The organism is Micromonospora sp. NPDC050784 (assembly GCF_044456765.1).
GTDB classification, from domain to species: domain Bacteria; phylum Actinomycetota; class Actinomycetes; order Mycobacteriales; family Micromonosporaceae; genus Micromonospora; species Micromonospora foliorum.
Window position 1 is genome coordinate 226,003 of record NZ_JBITGG010000006.1, and the last position, 20,612, is coordinate 246,614.

At 72.9% G+C, this 20,612-nt stretch carries 16 protein-coding genes; 11 read left to right on the plus strand and 5 right to left on the minus strand.

The features are described 5' to 3' along the window. Positions 1 to 123 precede the first annotated feature (123 nt). Positions 124 to 822: an NADPH-dependent F420 reductase gene (gene npdG / locus ACIBD9_RS10890; RefSeq protein ID WP_396716529.1), complete on the plus strand. Its 699-nt coding sequence runs from the start codon at positions 124 to 126 to the stop codon at positions 820 to 822. A 102-nt stretch (positions 823 to 924) separates the two neighbouring features. Here the strand turns inward: npdG and panB are convergent, their stop codons facing one another. After that, positions 925 to 1,770, minus strand: coding sequence for a 3-methyl-2-oxobutanoate hydroxymethyltransferase (panB, locus tag ACIBD9_RS10895; RefSeq protein WP_396716531.1), 846 nt, complete (start codon positions 1,768 to 1,770; stop codon positions 925 to 927). Between the two features lie 197 nt (positions 1,771 to 1,967). After that, complete coding sequence (locus tag ACIBD9_RS10900; protein ID WP_396716533.1) at positions 1,968 to 3,725, minus strand: NAD+ synthase; 1,758 nt, start codon at positions 3,723 to 3,725, stop codon at positions 1,968 to 1,970. 297 nt (positions 3,726 to 4,022) lie between these two features. On the opposite strand from ACIBD9_RS10900, the gene glnA (ACIBD9_RS10905) reads away from it, so the two are divergent. The 4 genes from glnA (ACIBD9_RS10905) to ACIBD9_RS10920 all read left to right on the plus strand — a co-directional run bounded on the left by glnA (ACIBD9_RS10905) (position 4,023) and on the right by ACIBD9_RS10920 (position 7,173). Further along, positions 4,023 to 5,372: a type I glutamate--ammonia ligase gene (glnA, locus tag ACIBD9_RS10905; RefSeq protein ID WP_363615562.1), complete on the plus strand. Its 1,350-nt coding sequence runs from the start codon at positions 4,023 to 4,025 to the stop codon at positions 5,370 to 5,372. A gap of 89 nt (positions 5,373 to 5,461) precedes the next feature. Then, positions 5,462 to 5,887: a DUF350 domain-containing protein gene (locus tag ACIBD9_RS10910; protein WP_210787425.1), complete on the plus strand. Its 426-nt coding sequence runs from the start codon at positions 5,462 to 5,464 to the stop codon at positions 5,885 to 5,887. 55 nt (positions 5,888 to 5,942) lie between these two features. Then, positions 5,943 to 6,635 (plus strand): helix-turn-helix transcriptional regulator, encoded by a 693-nt coding sequence (locus ACIBD9_RS10915; protein ID WP_396716536.1) that lies wholly within the window; start codon positions 5,943 to 5,945, stop codon positions 6,633 to 6,635. A gap of 154 nt (positions 6,636 to 6,789) precedes the next feature. Further along, positions 6,790 to 7,173 (plus strand): VOC family protein, encoded by a 384-nt coding sequence (locus tag ACIBD9_RS10920; RefSeq protein WP_396716538.1) that lies wholly within the window; start codon positions 6,790 to 6,792, stop codon positions 7,171 to 7,173. 255 nt (positions 7,174 to 7,428) lie between these two features. Here ACIBD9_RS10920 and ACIBD9_RS10925 read toward each other — a convergent pair whose 3' ends face one another. Then, entirely contained in the window at positions 7,429 to 7,905 is a 477-nt protein-coding gene (locus ACIBD9_RS10925; RefSeq protein ID WP_396716702.1) for a hypothetical protein, read from the minus strand. A gap of 185 nt (positions 7,906 to 8,090) precedes the next feature. Between ACIBD9_RS10925 and ACIBD9_RS10930 the strand changes: the two genes are divergently transcribed. Continuing rightward, entirely contained in the window at positions 8,091 to 8,975 is an 885-nt protein-coding gene (locus ACIBD9_RS10930) for a virginiamycin B lyase (RefSeq protein WP_396716540.1), read from the plus strand. A gap of 136 nt (positions 8,976 to 9,111) precedes the next feature. Here the strand turns inward: ACIBD9_RS10930 and ACIBD9_RS10935 are convergent, their stop codons facing one another. Then, on the minus strand, positions 9,112 to 10,047 hold the full coding sequence (locus tag ACIBD9_RS10935; protein WP_396716542.1) for an LD-carboxypeptidase: 936 nt from the start codon (positions 10,045 to 10,047) through the stop codon (positions 9,112 to 9,114). Positions 10,048 to 10,159: 112 nt separating this feature from the next. Here ACIBD9_RS10935 and ACIBD9_RS10940 point away from each other — a divergent pair, with 112 nt between their 5' ends. Genes ACIBD9_RS10940 through mptB (ACIBD9_RS10960) form a run of 5 tightly spaced genes read left to right on the plus strand, consistent with a single transcriptional unit; the run spans position 10,160 to position 18,622 of the window. Next, positions 10,160 to 10,927: a type 1 glutamine amidotransferase gene (locus ACIBD9_RS10940; protein ID WP_396716544.1), complete on the plus strand. Its 768-nt coding sequence runs from the start codon at positions 10,160 to 10,162 to the stop codon at positions 10,925 to 10,927. Further along, a complete protein-coding gene (locus ACIBD9_RS10945; RefSeq protein ID WP_396716546.1) occupies positions 10,927 to 13,986 on the plus strand; it encodes a bifunctional [glutamine synthetase] adenylyltransferase/[glutamine synthetase]-adenylyl-L-tyrosine phosphorylase in 3,060 nt (1,019 codons plus the stop codon). The genes ACIBD9_RS10940 and ACIBD9_RS10945 overlap by 1 nt, the downstream gene beginning before the upstream one ends. After that, entirely contained in the window at positions 13,979 to 15,604 is a 1,626-nt protein-coding gene (locus ACIBD9_RS10950) for a hypothetical protein (RefSeq protein ID WP_396716548.1), read from the plus strand. Before ACIBD9_RS10945 ends, ACIBD9_RS10950 begins: the two co-directional genes overlap by 8 nt. Positions 15,605 to 15,644: 40 nt before the next feature. Then, on the plus strand, positions 15,645 to 17,054 hold the full coding sequence (mptB, locus tag ACIBD9_RS10955) for a polyprenol phosphomannose-dependent alpha 1,6 mannosyltransferase MptB (RefSeq protein ID WP_396716550.1): 1,410 nt from the start codon (positions 15,645 to 15,647) through the stop codon (positions 17,052 to 17,054). A 14-nt stretch (positions 17,055 to 17,068) separates the two neighbouring features. Then, positions 17,069 to 18,622, plus strand: a complete 1,554-nt coding sequence (gene mptB, locus ACIBD9_RS10960) for a polyprenol phosphomannose-dependent alpha 1,6 mannosyltransferase MptB (RefSeq protein WP_396716552.1) — start codon at positions 17,069 to 17,071, stop codon at positions 18,620 to 18,622. Between the two features lie 401 nt (positions 18,623 to 19,023). On the opposite strand, the gene glnA (ACIBD9_RS10965) is transcribed toward mptB (ACIBD9_RS10960), so the two are convergent. Further along, on the minus strand, positions 19,024 to 20,448 hold the full coding sequence (gene glnA, locus ACIBD9_RS10965) for a type I glutamate--ammonia ligase (protein ID WP_396716554.1): 1,425 nt from the start codon (positions 20,446 to 20,448) through the stop codon (positions 19,024 to 19,026). Positions 20,449 to 20,612: the final 164 nt, after the last annotated feature.

Consider the following 20,612-nt stretch of genomic DNA (forward strand, 5'->3'; position numbering starts at 1 on the left):
TGGCGCGGTCCTCGCCGGCGCGGCCGGCCGGTCCTCGCCCGCTGGCGCGGTCGTTGGCGGCAGCGGGGATTCTCACAACGCTCGGCGCTGCTGACCTACCGAGCGGTTTGCGAGGATGAGGCCATGGCATACGACGCGAGCACGCTGCCCGACGTGTCCGGGCTGACGGTCGGCATCATCGGCGGCACCGGCGACCAGGGGCGGGGCCTCGCCTACCGCTTCGCCCAGGCCGGCCAGACGGTGCTGATCGGGTCCCGGTCGGCCGAGCGGGCCGCCGAGTCCGCGGCCGAGATCGCCGCCCTGCCCGGGGTGCCGGCCGGCGGCAGCGTCACCGGTGCGGCCAACGACGAGGTGGCCCGGCGCAGCGACGTGGTGATCATCGCGGTGCCGTGGGACGGGCACGCCGCCACCGTCGCCGCCCTCGCCGAGCCGCTCGCCGGCCGGATCGTCGTCGACTGCGTCAACCCGCTCGGCTTCGACAAGCAGGGCCCGTACGCGCTGACCGTCGCCGAGGGCAGCGCCGTGCAGCAGGCTGCCGCGTTGCTGCCCGACTCCCGGGTCTGCGCGGCGTTCAACCACGTCAGCGCTCCGCTGCTGGCCGACCCGGAGGTCGACCGGATCGACCTGGACGTGCTGATCTGCACCGAGGACCGCGAGCTGGTCGACATCGTCGGCGCGCTCGCCGCCCGGATCCCCGGGATGCGGGGCATCTACGCCGGCCGGTTGCGCAACGCCCACCAGATCGAGGCGTTCACCGCCAACCTGATCGCCATCAACAAGCGGTACAAGGCGCACGCGGGCATCCGCGTCACCGACCTCTGACCCGAGCGGCGTGATCCGCTCCGGTTCCATGAAGTCGCGGTGTCCCGGTGTCCGGGACACCGCGACTTCGGCAAAGCCGAGTGGATCACGCCGTGCTCGGTACTAGAAGGTGTGTTCGGCGGCCGGGAACTCGCCGCCGCGGACCTCGTCGGCGAAACGGCGGGTGGCGTCGGTGAGGGCGCCGGCCAGGTCCGCGTACCGCTTGACGAAGCGGGGGGCCTTACCGGTCCGCAGCCCGGCCATGTCCTGCCAGACCAGCACCTGCGCGTCGGTGTCCGGGCCCGCGCCGATGCCCACCGTGGGGATCGGCAGCTCGTGGGTGATCCGCTTGGCCACCTCGCCGGGCACCATCTCCAGCACCACCGCGAACGCGCCCGCCTCCGCCACCGCCCGTGCGTCGGCCAGCACCTCGTCGGCGGCGTCGCCTCGGCCCTGCACGCGGTAACCGCCCAGGGTGTGCTCGCTCTGCGGGGTGAAGCCGATGTGCGCCATCACCGGGATGCCGGCACCGACGATCGCGGCGATCTGGGCGGCGTTGCGGCGGCCACCCTCCAGCTTCACGGCGTGACAGCCACCCTCCTTCATGAACCGGACGGCGGTCCGCAGCGCCTGGGCCGGACCCTCCTCGTACGAGCCGAACGGCAGGTCACCGACGACCAGCGCCTGCCGGGTCGCCCGCACCACGGCCCGGACCAGCGGAAGCAGTTCGTCGGTGGTGATCGGCAGGGTCGTCTCGTAGCCGAACACGTTGTTCGCGGCCGAGTCGCCGACCAGCAGCACCGGGACACCGGCCTGGTCGAAGATCGACGCCGTGTACTGGTCGTACGAGGTGAGCATCGGCCACCGCTCGCCGCGCTCCTTGGCGGCCATCAGGTCGCGGGTGCGGACCCGTCGGGTGGCCGGGCCGCCGTACAACGCGGTCACCTCGTGCGGAGTGGACTCCACCATCTCTGTCTCCCTTCCTCGAGGCCGCCTGCGCGGTCCCCGGGTTCCGTCGCGATCGTCGCACCGGGAGACGGGGTGACGGCAGGGCCCAGTGCAAGATGTCACTCCAACCCCGCCCGAGGTCGCGGCGTCGCAACCGTGCGGCGCCCGCGCGGCGGTGCCGGGCCGCGCCACCGACCCGGCACCCCCAGGGGTACGGCTCAGCCCTGCTCGCGCCACCGGTTGGTGATCGGCAGACGGCGGTCCCGACCGAACGCCTTCATGGAGATTTTCGTGCCCGGCGCCGACTGCCGTCGCTTGTACTCGGCGGTATCCACCAACCGCAGCACCTTGTCCACCACCGCCGGGTCGTGACCCGACTCGATCAGCCCGTCGCGGCCGAGGTCGCCGTCGACGTACCCGATCAGGATCGGGTCCAGGACGTCGTAGTCGGGCAGGCTGTCACTGTCGAGCTGGCCCGGGCTCAGCTCGGCGCTCGGTGGCTTGCCAATCGAGTTCTCCGGGATCGGGGCGGTCTCACCGCGGCGCGCCGCGTCCCTGTTGCGCCACTTCGCGAGCCGCCAGATCAGCGTCTTCCAGACGTCCTTGACCGGGTTGAAACCGCCCACCGAGTCGCCGTACAGGGTGGAGTAGCCGACCGCCAGCTCACTCTTGTTGCCGGTGGTCAGCACCAGGTGGCCCTCCTGGTTCGACAGCGCCATCAGGATCACGCCACGGACCCGGGCCTGCAGGTTCTCCACGGCCACGCCGGACAGCGACAGGTTGGCCAGGAAGCCGTCGACCATCGGCTGGATCGGCTCGACGCGGTAGTCCAGGCCGGTGCGCTTGGCCAGGTCGGCGGCGTCCTCCCGGGAGTGCTCCGAGGAGTGCTGGCTGGGCAGCGACACCCCGACCACCCGGTCCGGCCCGAGCGCGTCGACGGCGAGCGCGGCCACCACCGCCGAGTCGATGCCGCCGGAGAGACCGAGAACCACCGACGGGAACCGGTTCTTGTTGACGTAGTCACGCAGACCCAGCACCAGCGCCTGCCACACCTCCGCCTCGTCGGCCACCGGCTCGATCAGCCCGCCCGTGGCGGGCGGGCCGGACGGCGTGGGCGGAATGCCGTCCACCGTGCTGTACACGATCCGCATGTCGTCCGCCACCGTCCCGGTGGTCGGCGGGGTGCCGGCGGCCGGCAGTTCGACGTCGTGCACGAGCAGGTGCTCGACGAACTGCGGGGCCCGGGTCAGCAACTCACCGTCGGCGCTCACGATCATCGAGTCGCCCTCGAAGACCAGCTCGTCCTGGCCGCCGGTCATGTTGACGTACGCGATGGCGGCGCCCGCCTCGGCGGCCCGGCGGCGGACCAGCGGCAGCCGGATGTCGTCCTTGTTCAGCTCGTACGGCGAGCCGTTGATGTTGACGACCAGGCCGACGCCGGCCCGCCGGGCGGCGGCGAACGGACCGCCGGCCTGCCACAGGTCCTCGCAGATGGTCAGCGCGACGTCCACGCCACCGATCCGCACCACGGTCAGCGCGTCACCGGAGATGAAGTACCGGTCCTCGTCGAAAACCCCGTAGTTGGGCAGGTGGTGCTTGAAGTAACGGGCGACCACGACGCCCCGGTGCAGCAGCGCGGCGGCGTTGCGGGCACCCCGGCCCGGCTCGGCGTCCCCGCTGACCTGCGGTGGTCCGTCGGCGTCCAGGTAGCCGACCACGACCGGCAACTCGCCGAGACCGTCGGCGGCCAGGTCGGCGGCCAGCCGCTCCACGGCGGCCCGGGACGCGGCCACGAAGGAACGCCGGAAGACCAGGTCCTCGACCGGATAGCCGGTCAGCATCATCTCCGGGAAGAGCACCAGCTGGGCACCGGCATCGGCGGCCTGGCGAGTCCAGCTGCGAACCAGGTCGGCATTGCCGGCGAGGTCGCCGACGCTCGGGTTGACCTGGGACAGGGCGAGGCGCAGGGTGGGCATGTCTTCATCTTGCCCCAGCCACCGCGCGACAATCCGTACCCTCGGGCGAGATTGCCGCCACCTGCCGCGCCGGGCGCTCGGCAGGCCGCGGCGGCGGAAGCTCGGCCGTCCTGGCGGCGGATGTGGCGGCGCGCGTGGCGGCACCGCTGGGGCGCGTGCTCGCCGGGCGGGACACGAGGGGACGGGCGGCGGCAGTTCGCGTAACGTCTGCGTAACCAGGCCCGGGAACACTGGGCGATCAGGTCGGGTGCAGCCCGACCAAGGCGGACAAAAAGAGTGTCGCGAGGGGTTGGGGAAGTGGACCGTCAGCAGGAGTTCGTCCTCCGCACGCTGGAAGAGCGGGACATCCGGTTCGTCCGGCTGTGGTTCACCGACGTTCTGGGCACGCTCAAGAGCGTTTCGGTGGCACCCGCCGAGCTCGAGGCCGCCTTCGAGGAGGGCATCGGCTTCGACGGCTCGGCGATCGAGGGCTTCGCCCGGGTCTTCGAATCGGACATGGTGGCCATGCCCGACCCGACCACCTTCCAGGTCTTCCCCTTCGAGGGTGGGGTCAGCGGCGAGAGCGCCCGGATGTTCTGCGACATCCTGCTGCCCGACGGCGGGCCGTCCTGGGCCGACCCCCGGCACGTGCTGCGCCGCGCGCTGTCCAAGGCAGCCGAGAAGGGCTTCACCTTCTACACCCACCCCGAGATCGAGTTCTTCCTGCTGGAGAACGGTCCGCAGGACGGCTCGGTGCCCACCCCGGTCGACACCGGCGGCTACTTCGAGCACACCACCCATGCCGTGGCCCGGGACTTCCGCCGCCAGGGCGTGCTGGCACTGGAACGGATCGGCATCTCGGTGGAGTTCAGCCACCACGAGGTCGCGCCCGGCCAGCAGGAGATCGACCTGCGCTACGCCGACGCGCTGACCACCGCCGACAACATCATGACCTTCCGGCACGTGGTCAAGGAGGTCGCGCTCTCCACCGGGGTGCAGGCCAGCTTCATGCCGAAGCCGTTCACCGACCAGCCGGGCAGCGGGATGCACACCCACCTGTCGCTGTTCGAGGGGGAGCGCAACGCCTTCCACGACAGCGGCGACCCGATGAAGCTGTCGAAGGTGGCGAAGTCGTTCATCGCCGGCCTGCTGGTGCACGCCCGGGAGTACACGGCGGTCACCAACCAGTGGGTCAACTCGTACAAGCGGCTCTTCCCGCAGGCCCTGCCGGACCGGATCACCGAGAGCCCGGCGTACGTCTGCTGGGGTCATCTCAACCGGTCCGCGCTGGTCCGGGTGCCCGCGTACGGCAAGCCCAACTCGGCCCGGGTCGAGGTCCGCTCACTGGACTCGGCGACCAACCCGTACCTCGCCTTCGCGGTGCTGCTCGGCGCCGGTCTGAAGGGCATCGAGGAGGGGTACGAGCTGCCGCCGGGCGCCGAGGACGACGTCTGGTCGCTGACCAGCGCGGAGCGGCGCGCCATGGGCTACGAGGCGCTGCCGGAGAACCTCGCCGAGGCGATCGACGTGATGGCCGGCTCCGAACTGGTCGCCGAGGTGCTCGGCGAGCACGTCTTCGACTTCTTCCTGCGCAACAAGCGGGCCGAGTGGGAGCAGTACCGCCGCGAGGTCACCCCGTACGAGCGGCAGCGCTACCTGGCGCTGTAGCCGCAGGGGCTGACGCCATTGCGCGCTGCCGCTATCGTCTCGATCACCGCGCCGGTACCCCTCCGGGCGGAGAGTCGGGAGGCAAGTCGGTGCTGGAGGATCTGTTCAGCGGTGCCTGGCAGAGCGTCGTGTTCGGGCTCGTCGGCGTCGGCCTCATGGCCGCCGGCTTCGGGCTCGTCGACCTGCTCACCCCGGGCCGGCTGCGCGACCTGATCTGGGTCGAGCGCAACGCCAACGCGGGGTTGCTGCTCGCCGCCAACCAGCTCGGCATCGCCGGGATCGTCTTCACCGCGATCCTGACCAGCTACAGCGACTTCGGCAAAGGGCTCGCCTCCACCGTGGTCTTCGGGCTGGTCGGGTTGGCGATCATGGCGTTGGCCTTCGTGGTGCTGGACCTGCTCACCCCCGGCAAGCTCGGCGAGGTCATCTGCTCGCCCGAGCCGCACCCGGCCGCCCGGGTCAGCGCCGCCACCCACTTCGGGGCCGCACTGATCGTCTGCGCCTGCATCGCCTGAGGCGGTCGTCCGCGTCGCCGGGGGAGCGTCGTACCTCGGTCGTAGCGTGGTGGGTATGAACCGCACGGACCGCCTCTACGCCCTGGTCGAGGAGTTGCGGGCGGTGTCACCACGGCCGCGCAGCGCCCGCTGGCTGGCCGCGCGCTTCGAGGTGAGCAGCCGGACCATCGAACGGGACCTCGGCGCGTTGCAGGAGGCCGGGGTGCCGATCTGGGCCGAGCCCGGGCGCACCGGCGGCTACGTCCTGGATCGCGCCCGCACCCTGCCGCCGGTCAACCTGACCGCCGCCGAGGCGGTGGCGATGGCCGTGGCGCTGCACCGGCTCGCCGGCTCGCCGTTCGCCGGGCCGGCCACCACCGCGCTGCGCAAGCTGGTGGCGGTGCTGCCAGCCGCCGACGCCGCCGAGGCACACCGCCTCGCCGGCCGGGTGCACCTGATCGGCGACGGGCCGGCCACGCCCGTCCCGGCCACCGTCGCCGACGCGGTCGCCGCGCGGCGGGTGCTGCGCATCCGGTACGCCGACCGCTCCGGCACGGACTCGATCCGTGACGTCGAACCGCTGGGCTACCTCGGCAACACCCGCCACTGGTACCTGGTGGCCTGGTGCCGTCTGCGCGACGAACTGCGGTGTTTCCGCACCGACCGGATCCGGAGCGTCTGGGCGCTGCCCGACGTGGTGGCCCGGGAGTTTCGCCTGACGGATCTCGACATCCCGCATGAACGGGTCCGCCCGCTGAGCCTGGTCTGAGGCGCGCACGTCGGCGCGGCGGGCCCGGGTGGGCCTCGTGAGGAGAAACCCCGCCGGGTGATCCGGAAACACCGACAGGACGTTGTCGCGAACGGCCCAGAGACTGCTCCAGACGACGGCCGAACGGCCGGCACGGAAACTCTGGAGGCAGTAAATGTCCAGGCCCACCACGCCTGTCACCTGGTTCGAGATCGGCACCGACCGACCCGAGGACGCGGAGCGGTTCTACGGAGAGTTGTTCGGCTGGACCTTCGAGGAGCAGGCCCCGACCAACGGCGGCTCCTACCGCGTGACCGGGGCCGGTGGCGACACCGGGATCGGCGGAGCGATCCGGGCGACCGACGGGACGTCGCCGAACTACGCGGTGTTCTACGCCGAGGTCACCGACGTCGAGCAGACCTGCCGACGGGCCGAAGCAGCCGGCGGCCGGGTGTTGGTGCCAGCGCGTACGACACCGGCCGGTCTCACGTTGGCCCACCTACTCGACCCGGCCGGCAACCATCTGGGCGTGTTCGCGCCCCCGCCCCAGCAGCCCTGACCCCCTTCCGGAGCAGGTGATCGACTCGGTTTGCAGGATGTCGGGGTGTTCGCGTGCGCCGGACACCGCGACTTCATGGAAACCGAGCGGATCAAGCCGCGGCCGACCCGAGCCGGCCCCGGCCCTACAGGTCGAACCGGGGCCGGCGGGGCGGACCAAGAGTGGCTCTGGCTCGACCGGACGGACCAGGGCCGGCCGGGGCGTTTCAAGGTCGGCCCCGGGTTGCCGGTGCCTGTCGGGGCCGGGGCAGCCGGGTTACTTGCCGGGCGTACCTTCGCCGTGGTGGCCGCCCGGACCGCGGTGGCTGGCCGGGCCGGGGAAGACGCCGGCCTCGACGGCCTTGGTGATGGCGTCGGCCTGCTCCTGGGTGAGCTTGCCGTCCTTGACCGCCTGGTCCAGGCGCTGCTTGAGCGCGGCCTGCCGGTCCTCGGCGGACGGACGCTGCGGGCGGTCGGTCGGGCGGTGCTGCTCGCGGATCTTCTTCAGTGCGGCGGTCACCTTGTCGGCGGGCACGCCCAGCTCCTTGGCGAGCGCCTCGGCGAACTCGCCCTGCCGGTCGGCCTTCGCGCCGGGAGCAGTGCCCGGAGCCGCGCCGGGCGCCGGGGCGGTGCTGGCGCTCGGCGTCGGAGTGTCGGCGGCGAACGCGATGGTCGGGGCCGCGATCCCGACGCCGAGGACTCCGGCCGTGGCCAGGCCGGCCAGCAGGTGCTTCCTACGGATGGTGCGGGACATGCTGTCCTCCAGAGGTTCGGTCATCCTGCGCTGTCGTCACCGACAGTGATCGAAGAGTCTGGGCGGAAGCCGTGGCGACCCTGTCAGCGAGCTGATAATCGAGACCGGCGGTCAGTGAAATCGGTTGTGTCGTCGCTGGCCGAGCGGTCAGGGTGGACGACCCACCGACAGAAGGGCACCGCGGAATGACCGTCGAGATTCGGGAGATTCCACTCGCCGAGCCGGGCGCGGGGCCGTACGGCATCACGCCTGGCCCGGACGGCGCGCTGTGGCTGACGCTGGCCCAGGCCGGCGGGATCGCCCGTCTGTCTCCCGACGGCGCGGTCCGGACCTACCCGCTGGACCCGGCGGGCGGTCGCCCGTTGATCATCACGGCCGGGCCGGACGGGGCGCTCTGGTTCACCCGCTCGGGAGACGACCGGATCGGTCGGATCACGGTCGACGGCGAGCAGCGCGCCATCGCCCTGCCGGCTGGCACCGGGCCGGGCGGCATCGCGGGCGGGCCGGATGGTGCGCTCTGGTACGCCGGAATGACCTCCGACACGATCGGCCGGGTGGAGACCGACGGCACCCACACCGCGTTCCCGCTGCCGGTGACCGGCGGGTTCGCCTCGATGATCACTGCTGGCGCGGACGAGGCTCTCTGGTTCACCCTCAACCAGGCGAACGCGATCGGCCGGATCGGCCTCGACGGCAGGGTGACGCTGTACCCGTTGCCCACCGCGAAGGCAGGCCCGGTCGGCATCGCCCTCGGTGACGACGGCGTCATCTGGTTCGTGGAGATCGCAGCCGGTCAGCTCGGTCGGATCGACCCGGATGGCGAGATCGTCGAGTTTCCGCTGCCGGACCGGGCGGCCCGACCGCACGCCATCGTCGCCGACGCGGACGGCGGCGCGTGGTTCACCGAGTGGGGAGCCAACCGGATCGGTCACATCGATCCCACCGGACGGATCGACGGCTACGCCCTACCCACCCCAAACGCCGAACCGCACGGCATCACCCGCACCCCCACCGGCATCTGGGCCGCCCTGGAAATCGGCGCAATAGCCCACCTAACCCCACCCACCTAGGCCCACCCCAACCCCACCAACCCGGCGGCGATCATGAAGTTATTGCCGCGACACGCCGTGGCGAGTGACAACAACTTCATGATCAACGACGCCGGGGCGGGGGGAGGGAGGGCCGGGGGAGGGAGGGGTACGGGGGTTACTGGACTGCGGGGGTTGCGGTGAGGGTGGCGGTGGTGGTGTCGAGGGTCGCGGTTGTGCCCACCGGGACTGTGAGCTGGTTGGGGCCGTGGCCGATGGGGAGGCCGCCGAGGACCGGTACGCCCAGGTCGCCGAGGCGTTCGGTGAGGACGTCGACGATCGTTGTGTCCCAGCCGTCTCCGCAGTCGGTGAACTGCCCGACCGCCACCCCGGCCAGTCCGTCCAGCGCGCCGGCCCGGCGCAGGTGCGTGAGCATCCGGTCGACCTTGTACGGGGGCTCCTGCACGTCCTCGATCAACAGCACCGCACCGGTCAGGTCGGGTAGGTCCGGGGTGCCGATCGACGCGGCGATCAGGCACAGGTTGCCGCCGAGCAGGGTGCCGGTGGCGCGACCGGGGACGCGTACGCCGAAGGTCTCCTCGGTGGGGACCGCGGTGATCGACACCGGTTCGGTCGTCATCAGCGCCGCGTGCAGGGACTCGGCGGAACGCAGCGGCGTCCGTTCGTCGCGCCAGGCCGCCCCGGGACCGTGCACCCCGGCCAGGCGGGCGCCCCGCCACAGTGCGAACTGCAACGCGGTGATGTCCGAGAAGCCAGCCACCACCTTCGGATCACGGCGAACGGCGGCCATGTCGATGGCGTCCACGATCCGCTGGGCGCCGTACCCGCCCCGAGTGCAGATCACCCCGCGCACGTCAGGGTCGGCGAAGGCCGCGTTCAGGTCGGCGGCGCGCCTGTCGTCGGTGCCGGCGAGGTAGCCGTGGCGGGCGTACGCGTTTGGTGCCGGCACCGGGCGCAGGCCCCAGCCGGTGAGCAGCTCCATGCCCCGGGCCACCCGCTCCGGCGAGGTCGGCCCGGACGGCGACACCAGCAGCACCGTGTCACCCGGGCGCAGCACGGGCGGGCGTACGGCGGCGGTGTCCTCGCTGATCACAACCGCAGAGCCTAACCACCCCGCCGTGGCCCGGACCCGCGCACGGGCGGCGGGACGACGCGCGCCCGTGCCGGGGCGTGGTGCCGTGTGGCGTACCGGCTAGCCTCGACGGGTGGCAACCGCGCTGGTGATCGAGAACGACCCGACGGACGACGCGCGCCGGCTGGGTGAGTGGCTGACCGAGGCTGGGCTGGAGTTGTGGGTGGTGCGCCCGCACGCCGGCGACGAGCTCCCCGCCGACCTGGAGGGGTACGCGGCGCTGGTGGTGCTCGGCGGCGACCAACAGGCGTACCCGTTGCCGGACGGCTCGCCCGGGGCACCGTGGTTTCCCGCCGTCGAGGGCCTGCTGCGCAAGGCGGTCCGGTACCGGGTGCCGACCCTGGCGGTCTGCCTGGGCGCGCAGCTGCTCGCCACCGCGCACGCCGGGTCGGTGGAGCGCAGCCCGTCCGGGCCTGAGATCGGCCCCGGCGTGGTCGGCCGGCGTGACGCCGCCGAGAACGACCCGCTGTTCCGGTACGTGCCGTTGATCCCGGACGTGCTCCAGTGGCACGCCGACGAGATCACCGAGCTGCCCCGGGGCGCGACGCTGCTGGCCGCGTCCACCCGCTACCCGCATCAGGCGTTCCGCCTCGGTGACCGGGCGTGGGGGTTGCAGTTCCACATCGAGTGCGACGCCGCGATGATCGCCGACTGGGCCACCGACTCGACCCAACTCGCCGAGCTGGGCTACGACCCGGAGCTGGTGGTCGCGGCCTGCGCCTCGGTGCTGGCCGACGTCGAGGAGGTCTGGCAACCGTTCGCCGCCCGGTTCGCCGCGCTGGCCCTCGGGGAGCTGGACGACAGCACGACGCGGCGCGGCCTGCCGCTGCTCGGGCACTGATGAGCCGGCCGACCAGGGCACCGGGCCGGCTCGCCCGGTACGGCTTCGGCACCGCCGAAGGCGATGGCGGCGCACGCGCCGCGGACCTGCTCGGCCCGGAGGGGCTGCGGCTGTGGCGGCCGGTCGAGCAGGAGCCGGTCGACGAGGCCGCCGCGGAGCTGCTCGCCGCGCTGTCCCGGGCCGCCGACCCGGACCTGGCGCTGCGCCAGCTGCACCGCATCGTCGAGGCCGAAGGCCGCACCACCGACGGCGGCGCCGGTAGCCGCGGCACCGAAGGCGGCGCCGGTAGCCGCGCGGAATCGCCGCTGCTCGCGGACCTGCACAAGGACCCCGGGCTGCGGCGGCGGCTGATCGCCGTGCTCGGTGCCTCGTCGGCGCTCGGCGACCATCTGGTGGCCCACCCCGAGCACTACCAGGCGCTGCGGACCGCCCCGGACGGGCTCGCCCCGACCGCCGAGGGGCGGCTGGAGCCGACCGGCGGCGGCAACCCGGTGGCGGCGTTGCGGGCCGCGTACCGCCTGGCGTTGTTGCGGATCGCGGCGGCCGACCTGACCGGCGGTCGCGGCCTGGAGCAGACCATGGCCGCGCTCTCGGCGCTGGCCGACGCGACGCTCTCCGCCGCGTACGCGATCGCGGTCGCGGAGTTGGCGGAGGGCACCGAGCGGCCCCGGCTGGCGGTCGTGGCGATGGGCAAGTGCGGTGGCGGTGAACTGAACTACGTCTCCGACGTGGACGTCATCTTCGTGGCCGCCGAGGACGCCGACCTGTCCGCCGCGACCCAGGTGGCGACCCGACTGATCTCCATCTGCGGGCTGGTCGCCTGGCCGGTGGACGCCGCGCTGCGCCCCGAGGGCAGCCGGGGCCCGCTGGTGCGGACCCTCGCCAGTCACCTGGCCTACTACCGGCGGTGGGCGCGTACCTGGGAGTTCCAGGCGCTGCTCAAGGCCCGCCCGGCCGCCGGGGACCTGCCGCTGGCCCAGGAGTGGATCGACCAGCTCGCGCCGCTGGTCTGGCGGGCGGCCGAGCGGCCCGAGGCGGTCGAGGACGTCCGCGCCATGCGCCGCCGGATCATCGACCACATCCCGCCCAAGGAGCTGGAACGCGAGATCAAGCGCGGCCCGGGCGGGCTGCGCGACATCGAGTTCGCCGTCCAGTTGCTGCAACTCGTGCACGGTCGCGGCGACGAGACGCTGCGCCCGCCCGGCACCATCCCGGCGCTGCGCGCGCTCGTCGCGGGCGGCTACGTCGGTCGGGCCGACGGCGAGGCCCTGTTGCGCGGCTACCGTTTCCTGCGCAGCGTCGAGCACCGGCTGCAACTCCAGGGTCTGCGTCGTACGCACACCGTGCCCGCCGAGCCGGGCGCGCTGCGCTGGCTCGCCGCCGCGCTGGGTTTCACGGCCGCGCCGGGGCGCAGCGCCGTGGAGAGCTTCCGGGCCGAGTGGGTCACCCACGCCACCGAGGTACGCCGACTGCACGCCAAACTGCTCTACCGGCCGCTGCTGGAGTCGGTGGCCCGGGTGCCGGCCGACGGGCTGCGGCTCACCCCGGAGGCGGCCAGGAACCGCCTGGAGATCCTCGGTTTCGCCGACCCGGCCGGGGCGTTGCGCCACCTCCAGGCGCTCACCGGCGGGGTGAGCCGCACGGCGGCCATCCAGCGCACGTTGCTGCCGGTGCTGCTCAGCGAGTTCGCCGACGCGCCCGAGCCGGACCGGGGGCTGCTCAACTACCGCAAGGTCTCCGACAAGCTGGGCAGCACCCCCTGGTATCTGCGGCTGCTGCGCGACGGCGGCCCGGTCGCCCGTCGGCTGGCCCGGGTCCTCGCCCTGTCCCGGTACGTCGCCGACCTGCTCGCCCGCGACCCGGAGGCGCTGCGGCTGCTGGCCGAGGAGAACGAGTTGGCGCCACGCGCGCCCGAGGTGCTGCGGGAGGGGTTCCTGGCGGCGGCGGCCCGGCACACCGACCCGGTCGAGGCCACCAGCGCGGTCCGCGCGCTGCGCCGTCGGGAGTTGGTCCGGGTGGCCTGCGCCGACGTGCTCTGCCGGGCGGGCGCGCTGGCCCCCAGCCCCACCCGGGCCGACGGCGCCAACCGGCCCGCCCGCGGGCTGTCCGACATCACCGAGGTCGGTACGGCGCTCGCCGACGTCACCGACGCCACCCTGGCCGCCGCTCTGCGGGCCGCCCAGGCCAGCCAACCGGCACCGGAAGGGCTGCGGTTCGCCGTGATCGGCATGGGCCGGCTCGGCGGGTACGAGTCGAACTACCTCTCCGACGCCGACGTGCTCTTCGTCTACGACCCGCCGCCGGGCACCAGCGAGAGCGCCGCCAGCGCCGCCGCGCACGCCGTCGCCGAGGAACTGCGCCGACTGCTCGGCGTACCCGCCCCCGACCCGCCGCTGGGCGTCGACGCCGACCTGCGACCCGAGGGCCGCCAGGGTCCGCTGGTACGCAGCCTCGCCGCGTACGCGCAGTACTACGCCCGCTGGTCGCGGGTGTGGGAGGCGCAGGCACTGCTGCGCGCCCGGTTCGTCTGCGGTGACGCCGCCCTGGGCGCCGAGTTCGAGGCGATGATCGAGCCGGTGCGCTACCCGGCCGACGGGCTGACCCGCGAGCAGGTCGTCGAGATCCGGCGGATCAAGGCCCGGGTGGAGACCGAACGGCTGCCCCGTGGCGCCGACCCGGCCACCCACACCAAACTGGGGCGCGGTGGACTCGCCGACGTGGAGTGGGCGGTGCAACTCGTCCAGCTCCGGCACGCCGGCGCGATCCCGGAGCTGCGCGGCACGCGTACCCTCGACGCCCTCGCGGCGGCCGAGCGGGCCGGCCTGATCGACCCGGCGGACGCCGCGGAGATGGCCGCCGGTTGGGCCCTGGCCGCGCAGGTCCGCAACGCGTTGATGCTGGTCCGGGGCCGGGCCGGCGACCAACTGCCCCGGCACGGGGTGGAGCTGGCCGGGGTGGCCCGGCTGCTCGGCCGCGACGACCCGGGGGAGTTCCTCGACGAGTACCTGCGCACCGGCCGCCGCTCCCGCGCCGCGGCCGAACGGGTCCTCGATGCCTGACGCGTCGCCGCGCCCGACCGGGCTACGCAGCGCGGGCACCGGCTGGGCGGCGGCGACCGGAGCCGCCGTCGTGCTCGCCGTCGCGTTCCTCCTCACGCCGCCGATGGGCACCGACCTCGCCGCCCAGGTGGCCCGTGCCGGCTTCACCGAGCGGTACGGGGCCGCGCCTGTCGACTTCGGCTGGTACGGCGGCGTCAACCAGTACGGCTACAGCCTCTTCACCGCCCGGTTGGGCGAGCTGATCGGGGTGCGTCCGCTGGGGGCGGTCGCCGCCGTGGTCGGCGCGGCCGCGCTGGGTTGGCTGTTCACCCGCAACCGGGCCCGCCGGCCGCTGCTGGCCGGCGTCCTCGGCGCGGTGGTGCTGGTCGGCAACCTGGCGAGCGGTCGGATCACCTTCGCGGTCGGGCTGGCGTTCGGGCTGCTGGCGCTCTGCGCGGTCAGCGCGGAACGCCCACCGCGCTGGCTCCGGTTGACGCTCGCCGCCGGCTGCGCCGCCCTGGCGACGGCGGCCAGCCCGGTCGCCGGCCTGTTCACCGGGCTGGCCGGCGCGGCGTTGCTGCTGGCCGCCCTGCGTACCGGTGACGGGCCGGGCCGACCGCTGCCCGGAGGGTTACGAGCCGAGCGACCACTGGCCGAGGGGTTCGTCCTGGCCGTGGCGCCCGCCGTCACGCTCGCCCCGATGGCGTTCGTCTTCGGCAACGGCGGCACCCAGCCGTACTCGGCCGAGTCGATGCGCATCAACGTCGCGCTCGCGGTGCTGGTGGCGGTCGTACTGCCGCGCCGCCGCCGGGTGTTGCGCGTCGGCGCGGTGCTCACCGTGCTGCTTCTGGTCGGGGCGTACTACCTGCCCAGCCCGATCGGGTCCAACGCGCTACGACTGCCGATGCTGTTCGCCCTGCCCGTGCTGGCCGGGTACGCCGCGTTGCCGGGGCCGTGGCTGGCCGGGCTGCTCGCCGCGACCGTGTGGTGGCAGTCCCCGGTGATGGTGAGCGATCTGACCCGGGCCGGCGCTCCCGAGAGCGCGGAGAGCTTCTACCAACCGCTCGTCGCCGAACTCGACAGGCGGCAGCCGGCCGGGCGGGTCGAGGTGGTGCCGCTGCGGGACCACTGGGAGTCCGCGTACCTGCCACCGACCGTGCCACTGGCCCGGGGTTGGGAACGCCAGGTCGACAGCGACCGCAACGCGCTGTTCTACGACGGCAGCCTGAGCGCGCAGACGTACGAGCAGTGGTTACGGCACGAGGCGGTGAGCTACGTGGTGATCGCCCCGGACGCACCCGCCGACCGGTGGGGCCGCGACGAGGCCGCGCTGATCCGCGCCGGCCTGCCGTACCTGCGGGAGGTCTGGCACGACCCGACCTGGCGGATGTACGCCGTGGTCGACCCGACCCCGCTGGTCGGCGCCCCGGGTCGACTCGTCACCGCCGACCGCGGTGCGGTCCGGTTGACCGCCACGCCCGGGGACGTGCCGGTCCGGGTGCGCTGGTCGCGCTGGCTCACGTTGAGCGGCCCGGACGGCTGCCTGCGGCCGGGCGCGGACGGGTGGACCGAGGTGCGGGTCCGGGCCGCCGGCGACTACTCGATCTCGAGCGGGCTGGCGCCGGCGCGCCACTGCTGACCCGTGCCTGCCGTCGGCACCCCGTCATGATGCTGGCAGCATGTCGGGCGTGCCTTCCCACCTCGCGCGCTGGACCGGCCTGGCCGGCTCGATGCTGCTCGCGTTCTCCGCGTTCCTCGGCGGCGCGTTCCCCAGCGGCCCCCTGCGCAGCACCCCGGTCAGCATCTGGCAGGGGCCCGACGGCCCGCTGATCCTCGCCGCCTGGTTGGTCGGCACCGGCCTGATGGCGTACGCCTGGTGGGCACTGCGCGACGGGGGACCGTCGACGCGGTGGGCCCTGCTCACCGTCGGGCTCTGGCTGCTGCCGTTGCTGGTCGCACCGCCCTTCGGCAGCCGGGACGTGTACGCGTACGCCTGCCAGGGCGCCAGCTTCGTCGGCGGCATCAGCCCGTACGAGCAGGGCGTCTCCGCGCTGCCCTGCCCCTGGCTGGACACGGTCTCGGTCATCTGGCGGGACACCCCGGCGCCGTACGGGCCGCTGTTCGTACTCATCGCGGGCGCCGTGGTGAAGGCCACCGGTTCGCTGACCGCCAGCATCGTGCTGTTCCGTGCGCTGTCGCTGGTCGGCGTGCTGCTCACCGCGTGGGCCCTACCGGCGTTGGCCCGCCGGGCCGGTGTGCCGGCGAAGCGGGCGGTGTGGCTGGCGTTGGGTTCCCCGCTGGTCGCCGCGCACCTGGTCGGTGGTCCCCACAACGACGTCCTGATGCTCGCCGCGCTTGTCGGTGGGCTCGCCGTGGTGGCCGCGCACCCGGGCCGGCGCGGAATGCTGCTGGTCGGCGGGCTGCTCCTCGGAGTCGCGGTGGCCATCAAGGTGACCGCCGTGGTGGTGGTGCCGTTCGCCGCGCTGGCGGCCACCGCCGGGCCGTACCGGATCCGAACGCTGATCCGCGACGGCGGCTGGGTGGTCGGTGGCACGGCCGCCACAGTGGTCGGGGTGACCATCGCCGGTGGGCTGGACTTCGGTTGGGTCGGTGGGCTGTCCCAGGGCGGTGCCGCCATCGCCTGGACCTCCCCGCCGACCGCCGTCGGGCAGACGATCGGGTACGTCGCGGCGCTGTTCGGCGCTCACATCGACGCGCTGCCGGTCACCCGCGGGATCGCCGTCGTCCTCCTGGCCGTCCTGCTCGTCTGGCTCTGGTGGCGCGCGCGCACCCGTGACCCGCTGTACCACGCCGGTCTCGCGCTCGCCCTCACCGTCGCGCTCGCCCCCGTGGTGCACCCCTGGTACTGGACCTGGCCGCTGTTCGTGCTGGCGGCCACCGCCCAACGGACCCGATGGTTCACCGTGGTCGCAGTGGTCGCGTCGTTCCTGGTGCTGCCCGACGGCACCGGGCTGCCCCGGTACACCAAGACGGTCGGGGCGCCGCTGATGACGCTGTTGGTGATCGTGCTGGTCATCCGGTTGGTACGGTCGGCTCGGGCGGCCCGTCAGCCGGTCGCCGCCGATTGAGGGAAGGTGCGCCGGTGACCTCTCCCGGCCCGCCTGTTTCGCCGCCGCCTGTGTCGTTGGCGGCATCGGGTGCCCGGTACGCGGGCCTGGCCGGCGCGGTCCTGCTCGCCGTGGCCGGATACCTCGGCGGGGCGCTGCCCGACGCCCCGCTCGGCGCGACACCCGCGTCGATCTGGCGAGCCCCGGACGGCCCGGCGACGCTGACCTGCTGGCTGGTCGGCACCATCCTGCTGGTCGGGGCGTGGTGGTCGCTGCGCGGTGGCGCGCCGTCGATTCGTTGGGCGTACGTCACCGCCGGGCTGTGGGCACTACCGCTGCTGGTCGCGCCGCCGCTAGGCAGCCGGGACGTCTACTCGTACGCCTGCCAGGGCTGGACGTACGCGCACGGCGTCGACCCGTACACCGTGGGGGTGGCGGCGGCGGGCTGCCCCTGGCTGGACACGGTGGCCCCGATCTGGCGGGACACCCCGGCACCGTACGGGCCGGTGTTCGTCCTGCTCGCGGCGTTCGCGGTCGGCCTCGGTGGCGGGCTCACCGGCACCATCGTGGCGCTGCGCGTGATCGCCGTGGCCGGGCTGCTGGTGGCCGCACTCTGCCTGCCCGGTCTGGCTCGGGCGGCCGGAGTACCCACCCGGCGGGCCGCCTGGTTGGCGCTGGCCGGTCCACTGGTCGGCGTACACCTGGTGGCCGGCGCGCACAACGACGCCGTGATGCTGGGCCTGCTGCTGTGTGGGCTGCTGGTCGTGGTCCGTCGACCGGGTCGGCCGGCGGCGTTGCTGCTGGCCGGAGCGCTGCTCGGGCTGGCGGTCACGGTGAAGGCCACCGCCGTGGTGGTGGTGCCGTTCGCCGTGCTGGCCGGGATGCCTAGCCGGTACACGGTGCGGGCAGTGCTGCGCCACGGTGGTTGGCTGGCCGGCGGGCTGCTCGCCGCGCTGCTGGTCACCTCGACGGTGTCCGGCCTCGGCTTCGGCTGGGTGGGTGGGCTGACCCACAGCGGCGACTCCGAGCAGTGGACGTCACCACCCACCGCCGTGGGCTTCGTGATCGACTACGCGGGTGGGCTGGTCGGCCGGGACCCACAGGCGGTGCCGGTCGTCCGGGCGGTCGCGCTGCTGCTGCTCGTCGGGGTGCTGGCGGTGCTCTGGTGGCGAGCCTGGCGGACCCTGCGCAGCCTGAACGAGGTTGTGTCTCCCGAGGTGGCGTGTCCTGATGGAGCGGGTCCCTGGCTGGCGCGGTCCCGGGTGCCGCTGCACGGTGCGGCGTTGGCGCTGGTCGCCACCGTCGTCCTGTCCCCGGTCTTCCACCCCTGGTACGCGACCTGGCCGCTGGCGCTGCTCGCGCTCACCGCCGCCGGTACGACGTGGTTCGTGTTGCCCGCCGCGGCGGCGGCCTTCCTCGCCCTGCCCGACGGCACCAACCTGGCCCGTGTCACCAAGGCACCCGGCGCCCTGGCGATGACCGCACTGCTCCTGACCGTGCTCGTGCGCACCCTGCGCCGCCCGTCGCCCACCCCGGCCACCACCACCCCCGCCGCGCGCAGTGGCCCCGGGAGCGACCGACCGAGTTGATCATGGAGTTGGCCGAGATGAACCGGACATAACTCCTGGCTAACCTCATGATCACCGGGGTCGGATGCTCAAGATCGTGCTCGAACGTGGATGTAGTGGCCTCTCGGCGCGTTCGAGGCCCCTCAATCCAGGATTGAGCACGATCTTGGCCGAGGCCAGACCCAAGATCCGCGCAACCGCAGGGTAAGTGCTGCCTCCCGGGCGTCGGAGGCAGCAACATCCCTGGAGTTGCGCCCCGCGCCCTCACACCCCGAGCCTTGCCACACCACACCTCCCGCCCCCTCGCCCCGCCATACTTCGCGCCAAGATCCGCGTCGCTGGAGAGGGTGTCGAAAGGGGGAAACGGGTCGGGCCGGCTCCGCGAACGCGAAGCCGGCCCGAGCCGGTGGTGCAGTGACTGCTCAGCAGTCGTAGTACATGGCGAACTCGTGCGGGGTCGGGCGCAGGCGCACCGGGTCGACCTCGTTGGCGCGCTTCCAGTCGATCCAGGTGGAGATCAGGTCGGGGGTGAAGACGCCACCGTCGAGCAGGTAGTCGTGGTCGGCCTCGAGCGAGTCGAGCACGGCCGGCAGCGAGCCCGGCACCTGCTTGACGTCGCCCCACTCCTCCGGCGGGAGGTCGTAGAGGTCCTTGTCGATCGGCGTCGGCGGCTCGATCTTGCTCTTGATGCCGTCCAGGCCGGCCATCATCATGGCCGAGAAGGCCAGGTAGACGTTGGCCGACGGGTCCGGGACGCGGAACTCCACGCGCTTGGCCTTCGGGTTCGCACCGGTCACCGGGATGCGCGTGCAGGCGGACCGGTTGCGCTGGGAGTAGACCAGGTTGACCGGCGCCTCGAAGCCCGGCACCAGGCGGCGGTACGAGTTGACCGTCGGGTTGGTGAAGGCCAGCAGCGACGGGGCGTGGTGCAGCAGACCGCCGATGTACCAGCGGGCCATGTCGGACAGGCCGGCGTAGCCGGTCTCGTCGTAGAACAGCGGCTCACCGTTGAGCCAGAGGCTCTGGTGGGTGTGCATGCCGGAGCCGTTGTCGCCGAAGAGCGGCTTGGGCATGAAGGTCGCGGTCTTGCCGTTGGCCCAGGCCTCGTTCTTCACGATGTACTTGAAGAGCTGGAGCTGGTCACCGGCGTGCAGCAGGGTGGAGAACCGGTAGTTGATCTCGGACTGGCCGGCGGTGCCCACCTCGTGGTGCGAGCGCTCCACGTTGAAGCCGGTGTCGACGAGGCGGCGCACGATCGAGTCGCGCAGGTCGGCGTAGTGGTCCACCGGCGGGACGGGGAAGTAGCCGCCCTTGTACGCGGTCTTGTAGCCGCGGTTGCCGCCGGGCTCTTCGCGGCCGGTGTTCCAGGCGCCCTCGATCGAGTCGATGTAGTAGAACGACTGGTGCGCCGAGGTCTCGTGGCGGATCGAGTCGAAGATGTAGAACTCCGCCTCGGCGCCGAAGTAGGCGGTGTCGGCGATGCCGCTCGCCGCCAGGTACGCCTCGGCCTTCTTCGCCACGTTGCGCGGGTCGCGGCTGTAGGCCTCGCGGGTGAACGGGTCGTGGATGAAGAAGTTGAGCGCGAGAGTCTTCTGCGCGCGGAACGGGTCGATGAACGCGGTGGCGACATCCGGGAGCAGGAGCATGTCCGACTCGTGGATCGCCTGGAAACCGCGGATCGACGAACCGTCGAACGCGAGGCCGTCGGTGAAGAGGTCGTCGTTGACGGACTCGACCGGCAGGTTGAAGTGCTGCATCACGCCGGGCAGGTCACAGAAACGAACGTCGACGAACTTCACGTCCTCGTTCTTGAGGTATCGCAGCAGTTCCTCGGGATTGGCGAACACACATCCTCCTGGCACGTCCACGGGGTGGCTAGGCTTCTGGCGACGCTAGGGCCGGGGGGTTGCCCGGCCGTGTCTCCGTTGTTTCTGCCGTGTTACGTCCCTCGCGGAGCGTCAGCGACACCCCTGTCCACGCCTCCGGCCCGCCAGGAACGCCGTACCGACTG

Bases quoted from the DNA above. Each gene is read 5' to 3' on its own strand.
- npdG (WP_396716529.1), top strand. From the start codon at position 124: ATGGCATACGACGCGAGCACGCTGCCCGACGTGTCCGGGCTGACGGTC.
- ACIBD9_RS10930 (WP_396716540.1), top strand. From the start codon at position 8,091: ATGACCGTCGAGATTCGGGAGATTCCACTCGCCGAGCCGGGCGCGGGG.
- ACIBD9_RS10915 (WP_396716536.1), top strand. From the start codon at position 5,943: ATGAACCGCACGGACCGCCTCTACGCCCTGGTCGAGGAGTTGCGGGCG.
- panB (WP_396716531.1), bottom strand. From the start codon at position 1,770: ATGGTGGAGTCCACTCCGCACGAGGTGACCGCGTTGTACGGCGGCCCG.
- ACIBD9_RS10945 (WP_396716546.1), top strand. From the start codon at position 10,927: ATGAGCCGGCCGACCAGGGCACCGGGCCGGCTCGCCCGGTACGGCTTC.
- ACIBD9_RS10950 (WP_396716548.1), top strand. From the start codon at position 13,979: ATGCCTGACGCGTCGCCGCGCCCGACCGGGCTACGCAGCGCGGGCACC.
- ACIBD9_RS10900 (WP_396716533.1), bottom strand. From the start codon at position 3,725: ATGCCCACCCTGCGCCTCGCCCTGTCCCAGGTCAACCCGAGCGTCGGC.
- ACIBD9_RS10925 (WP_396716702.1), bottom strand. From the start codon at position 7,905: ATGTCCCGCACCATCCGTAGGAAGCACCTGCTGGCCGGCCTGGCCACG.
- mptB (WP_396716550.1), top strand. From the start codon at position 15,645: ATGTCGGGCGTGCCTTCCCACCTCGCGCGCTGGACCGGCCTGGCCGGC.
- ACIBD9_RS10920 (WP_396716538.1), top strand. From the start codon at position 6,790: ATGTCCAGGCCCACCACGCCTGTCACCTGGTTCGAGATCGGCACCGAC.